This window comes from Phenylobacterium sp. (assembly GCF_030693805.1).
Classification (GTDB): Bacteria; Pseudomonadota; Alphaproteobacteria; order Caulobacterales; family Caulobacteraceae; genus Phenylobacterium.
Window position 1 is genome coordinate 1 of the sequence record NZ_JAUXZW010000333.1, and the last position, 5,555, is coordinate 5,555.

Annotated in this window: 4 protein-coding genes and 2 pseudogenes; 1 reads left to right on the forward strand and 5 read right to left on the reverse strand. The window is 68.5% G+C overall.

Features of this window, described 5'->3' with window-relative positions:
* From Q8M88_RS13015 to Q8M88_RS13035, 5 genes and pseudogenes are all read right to left on the reverse strand, one after another.
* Nucleotides 1-124: pseudogene (locus tag Q8M88_RS13015) on the reverse strand (response regulator); the annotation flags it as partial.
* Nucleotides 121-2,127 carry an HWE histidine kinase domain-containing protein gene (locus tag Q8M88_RS13020; protein WP_305597586.1) on the reverse strand — a complete coding sequence of 669 codons (2,007 nt, stop codon included), beginning with the start codon at nt 2,125-2,127 and terminating at the stop codon, nt 121-123. The pseudogene Q8M88_RS13015 and the gene Q8M88_RS13020, both read right to left, overlap by 4 nt.
* 70 nt (nt 2,128-2,197) lie before the next feature.
* Nucleotides 2,198-3,478: an HlyC/CorC family transporter gene (locus Q8M88_RS13025; protein WP_305597587.1), complete on the reverse strand. Its 1,281-nt coding sequence runs from the start codon at nt 3,476-3,478 to the stop codon at nt 2,198-2,200.
* Nucleotides 3,475-4,587, reverse strand: a complete 1,113-nt coding sequence (gene aroB, locus Q8M88_RS13030) for a 3-dehydroquinate synthase (RefSeq protein ID WP_305597588.1) — start codon at nt 4,585-4,587, stop codon at nt 3,475-3,477. Before aroB ends, Q8M88_RS13025 begins: the two co-directional genes overlap by 4 nt.
* Nucleotides 4,584-5,147 (reverse strand): shikimate kinase, encoded by a 564-nt coding sequence (locus Q8M88_RS13035; protein WP_305597589.1) that lies wholly within the window; start codon nt 5,145-5,147, stop codon nt 4,584-4,586. The genes aroB and Q8M88_RS13035 overlap by 4 nt, the downstream gene beginning before the upstream one ends.
* A 53-nt stretch (nt 5,148-5,200) precedes the next feature.
* On the opposite strand from Q8M88_RS13035, the pseudogene Q8M88_RS13040 reads away from it, so the two are divergent.
* Nucleotides 5,201-5,555 (forward strand): annotated as a pseudogene (locus tag Q8M88_RS13040) (hypothetical protein); the annotation flags it as partial.

The following is a 5,555-nucleotide window of genomic DNA, read 5'->3' on the forward strand; positions in this document are numbered from 1 at the left end:
GAGACGCTGGTCCGACCACGGTGCAGCCAAGATCGCCCAGCATGTCCTCGATCAACATCGAGACAATCATCTCGTCCTCGACGACCAAGACGCGAAGACCCGCGAGATCAGGGACATTGCTCATTCAGTGGGCTCCAGCGCGCGCATCGGCAGTTGCATACGACACGACAATCCCGCGGGATCATAGGTAAGAACGACTCGCCCGGCGAGTTCACCGGCCAAGCCCTGCTCCAGCAGCCGCCCGCCGAACCCGCGCCGGCTCGGCCGCACGACAGTCGGCCCACCTTGTTCGATCCATTCCAGCACCAAATCCAGGCCGGTCACTCGGGAACGGACCAACACCCGGCCGGACGGGGTCGAAAGCGCGCCGTACTTCACCGCGTTGGTGGCCAGTTCGTGCAAGGCCATGCCCAACGCCACTGCGGCCTTGGGATTGAGCCGGACGTCGCGATCGCTTTCCAGCACGAAGCGACCACCGCCGCCTTGGCGTCCGCCTGCGTGAGGACTGAGCTCCATCACCAGGATCGCATGCAGGCTGGCGGCCTCCCAGTTTGCGTCGGTCAACAGGTTGTGGGTCTGGGACAACGCCAGCAGACGTGATTCGAAAGCGTCGCGGAACGCGCCCGCATCGGCCGCCGAGCGCAGCGTCTGGCTGGCGATCGACTGCACGGTGGCCAGGGTGTTCTTCACCCGGTGGTTCAGCTCGTTGAGCAGCAGCCGCTGCCGCTCCTCGGCCCGCTTGCGTTCGGTGATGTCCAGGGAGACGCCGGCCATCCGGCGCACCCCGCCGTGGTCGGCCTTCTCGGCCACGCGACCGCGCGCGTGCACCCAGCGCACGTCGCCGTTTGGATGGATGGCGCGATATTCGATGTCGTAGTCGGCGCCGGTGGCGATGGCGTGCTCGATGGCTGCGCGCATCCGGTCTCGGTCTTCGTCATGGACGGCGGCGACGAGATCATGGAAGCCGAACGTCTCGTCAGGCCTTCGCCCGTAGTTCGCCTTGCAGAGGTCCGAGGCCGTGTAGTCGCGCGTCTCGACGTCGAGCTCCCACGACCCTAGCCGGCCGGCCTGCAGCGCGAACTGCAAGCGTTCGTGGGCGGCGGTCTCGGCGGCGATGTCCAGGTTGACGCCCATCCAACGAACGATCTCGTTGGTCACCGCATCACGGGCCGGCTCCACGCGTGTGAGGAACGGACGCGCCACGCCGTCGCGGCCGCGCAACGGCAACACCAGCTCCAGAGGCTCGCCGGTCGCCTGGGCTTGACGCCAATGGCCTTGCGCGTCGGCGCGCGCCTGGGCGTCATCGACGTCATACCAAAACGCGCCCGGCAGATAAGCCTCCACGCCCACGTAGTCGTGCCAGCGCTGGTTGCGCCATGTCACCCGACCTTCGAGATCGGCTTCCCAGCACAAGGTCGGCAGAGTGTTGGCGATCATCCGGAAGCGGCTCTCGCTTTCGGCCAACGCGGCCTCAACCCGACGGCGCTGCAGCAGATCACGCCGCGCGGCCTCCCCGAGGCGCACATTGTCGATCGCCACCGCGGCCTGGGCGCTCAATCCGTGCAACAGAGGCTCCAGCCGCGGCGTGAACATTCCCGCTTGGGCGTGGCCGAAGAACAGTCCGCCCAACACCTCGCCGCTGCGGGAGACCACCGGCGCCGCCAGATAGCTGCGCACTGGCAGGTGTCCCGTCGGCATGCCGTGGTGCGGCGCGTTGTGGCCGTAGCGAGGGTCCTTGGTGATGTCGTCGGAGCGCACAAGTCCCGCGCCGCTGAACGTCGGCGCGAACACCGCGGTGTTGCGCGGCATGGAGAAGTCGGCGAAGGCCGAGCGCGGCGCGCCTGACAGCGTGTAGAGGGTGTAACTCTCGCCGTCCGCGCCCACGAGATTGTAGAAGAACGCCCCGAACTGCGCGCCGGTCAGTTCAACTCCGCCGTCCACAACGGTCTGGACGACCTCGGAGAGATCGGAACCCGCGCCGATCGCGGCGGCGATGCGGTTCAGCACATCGGCGCGACGGCTTTCTTCGGCGACAGCGTTTTCCGCCATCGCCAACCGCGCGCTGAGATCCTCGAACGTCACCAGAGCCGTCTCGTCCCCGCGCTCGCGCGCGCCAACCATGTGCATCTGGACCGCCGCCCCGACAGCCTTCGCCAATCGGCCAGAACGGCGATGATCGGAAATGGTTCCGTCCGCGTCAGTCCTCCGCCTCCGGCCCTGGCGGCGAGATCCGCAGCGAGGTGACCTGGTTGCCCTTGCGGCCCAGCACTTCGAAGCGGCGCCCATGGAAATCGAAAGCCTCGCCGATCTGCGGGATCGTCTGGGCTTCATGGATCAGCAGGCCGGCGATGGTCACCGCCTCCTCGTCCGGAAGGTCCCAGTTCATCGCCCGGTTGAGGTCGCGGATCGGCACCGCTCCATCGACCAGCACCCAGCCGTCCGGCTGTGGGCGCACGCCGCGCACGGTGACGTCATGCTCGTCCTCGATCTCGCCGACGATCTCCTCGAGGATGTCTTCAAGCGTGATCAGCCCCTGCAGTCCGCCGTATTCGTCCACCACCAGGGCGAAGTGGGTGTGGCGGCGCAGGAAAGCGCTGAGCTGGTCCTTGAGGTTGGTGGTCTCGGGAATGAACCAGGGCGCACGCACGATCGTCGGCACGTCCAACGCCTCGATGCGGCCATCGGCCTGCGAGATCGCCTGCAGCAGGTCCTTGGCGTGCACCACGCCGATGATGTTCTCCGCGTCGTCACGATAGAGCGGCACGCGTGTGTGGCCGCTGTCGAGCACGGCGGCGACCAACTCGCGCGGCGGCAGGTCGGCGTCGACCATGGCGATCGCCGTCCGGTGGACCATCACCTGGCCGACATCCATCTCCGACAGGTCCAGCACGCCGCCCAGCATGTGCCGGTCACGGCTCTCAACCAGGCCTTCCGAGTGGTGGTATTCGACCGCGCCGCGGATCTCCTCGTGCGCCGCCAGCACGTCGACCTCCATCGTCAGACGCACGCCGAACAGCCGCAGGGTCCTCCGCACGATCCACTGGATCGCATAGATGATCGGGCCGAACAGCTTGACGACCACCAGGGTCGGGCCCGACAGCGCGCGCGCCACATCGTCGGACCGCAGGATCGCCAGGGTCTTCGGCAGCACCTCGGCGAACACCAGCACCAGCACGGTCATCAGCGCGGTGGCCGCGGCGACGCCCAGCCCGCCGGGGATCGCCGCGGTGACCACCTGGGTGGTCAGGGCCGAGGCCAGGATGTTGATCAGGTTGTTGCCCAGCAGCACCGCGCCGATCATCGTCTCCTGGTCGGAGAGCAATCGGTTGACCCGCCGCGCCGGCCGGTCGCCTTCCCGATCGAGCTGGTGCATCCGCGAACGGCTGGCCCCGGTCAGGGCCGTTTCAGCGGCGGAGAACAGGGCCGAAATCGCGAGCAGCCCGAAGACGATCGGGGCCAGCGCCAGGATGGCGGTCACGTTTCGGCTCCCTCGGCCTTCAGGAATTCACGTATGGCGTTCGCGTCCACATTACGCGCGACGAAGGCCTGGCCCAGTCCTCGGGCGAGGATGAAGGTCAGTGCGCCACCCTCGGCCTTCTTGTCCTGGGCCATGTGCTCCAGCAGTCGTTCAACGGCGTAGGGCTTGTCGCGCGTCTCGGCCATGGACGTTGGCAGGCCGGCGGCGCGGATCGCCGCCTCGGCGCGGTGGGCGTCCTGCGTCGTGCAGAGCCCCTGCGCGGCGGAGAAGCGAAACGCCAGCGCCTGGCCGGCGGCCACCGATTCGCCATGCAGCAACGCCTCGCCAAAGCCGGTTTCGGCCTCCAGCGCATGGCCGAAGGTGTGGCCCAGGTTGAGCAGGGCGCGGCGGCCTTGTTCGGTTTCGTCCTCGGCGACGATCTCGGCCTTCATCTCGACCGAGCGGGCGACGGCGTGGGCCAACGCCTGGGGCTCGCGCGCCAACACGGCGGGTGCATTGGCTTCCAGCCATTGGAAGAAGTCGAAGTCGCCGAGCAGGCCGTACTTGACGACCTCGGCGTAACCGGCGCGCACCTGCCGCTCGGGCAGGGTGGCCAGCACGTCCAGGTCGGCCAGCACCAGGCGCGGTTGATGGAACGCGCCCACCAGGTTCTTGCCGCGCGGCGTGTCGATGGCGGTCTTGCCGCCGACCGAGGAGTCCACCTGGGCCAACAGGGTCGTCGGGATCTGCACGAAGTCTATGCCGCGCTTGTAGACAGCGGCCGCGAAGCCCGCGAGGTCGCCGACCACGCCGCCGCCGAACGCCACCACCAGGTCGCCGCGGTCCAGCGCCAGCGCCAGCAGCCGGTCGCTGAGCTCGGCCAGCCATTCGAAGCTCTTGGTTTGCTCGCCCGGCGGCAGCACGATGACCGGGCAGGCGAGGCCGGCGGCCTCCAGGCTGGCGGTGAGTTGCGCCCCGTGCAGGCCCCAGACCGTCTCGTCGGTGACGACGGCGACCCGACGGCGGCGCGCGAACGGCGCGATCCGCGCGCCGGCCCGATCCAACAGGCCAGGTCCGATGACCACCTCGTAGGACCGCTCGCCCAGTCCCACGGCGACGCTGCGGATCATTTCGGCTGACTTTCGATATAGGCGGATACGGCTTCGATCACCTGGTCGACGCTGACCTGATGGGCGGCGTCGCTCGTCTCGATCGTGACGTCGGCCTCGCCATAATAGCGGTAACGCGCCTCCGCCTGCTGCTGCAGCACCTCTTTCGGATCGCGCCCGGTGAGCAGTGGGCGGTTGTCCTTGCGCGCCAGGCGTTTGGCCAGCACGTCGAGGTCGGCCTTGAGCCACACCGACACCGCCTTGGCCTTGATCAGGGCGCGGGTCTCGTCGCTGACGAAGGCCCCGCCGCCGGTGGCCAGGATGTGGGGCGGTTCGTCCAGCAGCCGTGAGATCACACGACGCTCGCCCTCGCGGAACGCCGGTTCGCCCAGGTCGGCGAAGATCTCTGGGATGGAGCGGCCGGCCGCGGCCTCCACCTCGACGTCGGCGTCGCGGAATGGCAATTCCAGCACCGTCGCCAAGCGGCGGCCGACACTGGTCTTGCCAACGCCCATCAGGCCCACCAGGGCGATGGTGCGAGTGCGCAGCGGTGAGTAGCGGTCCATGAACAGGGCAGCCATACACGAGCGGCCGGGCTCGCGCCAACTTCCCGCATCAGGTTATGCTGGCGCCTATGATCCGCAATTCGCTTCTGGCCGGTCTCGCGACGGTCTCGATCCTCGTCGGAACGGCGCATGCGCAGGGCGTGGAGGTCGCGCCGCTCGCCGCCCCCGACCTGTTCTCCACCGGGGGGCGCGACACCGGGCTGCCGGCCGACCTGTGGCGCGGCGCCTCGGCCCGCACCCTGGGCGTCGTGCTGCCGTTGATCGCAACCAAGCCGCTGTCGCCAGCCTCGGCGGCGCTCGCCCGGCGGCTGACGCGCGAACCGGTGCAGCACATCCTTGGCCATACCGGCTTTTACGGTCTCGAGATTCTGAGTGATGCGCGCGCCCTCATTCCGCGAACGGACAGCGAGATCGTGGTGGAGC

Bases quoted from the DNA above. Each gene is read 5' to 3' on its own strand.
- aroB (WP_305597588.1), bottom strand. From the start codon at position 4,587: ATGATCCGCAGCGTCGCCGTGGGACTGGGCGAGCGGTCCTACGAGGTG.
- Q8M88_RS13020 (WP_305597586.1), bottom strand. From the start codon at position 2,127: ATGCACATGGTTGGCGCGCGCGAGCGCGGGGACGAGACGGCTCTGGTG.
- Q8M88_RS13035 (WP_305597589.1), bottom strand. From the start codon at position 5,147: ATGGCTGCCCTGTTCATGGACCGCTACTCACCGCTGCGCACTCGCACC.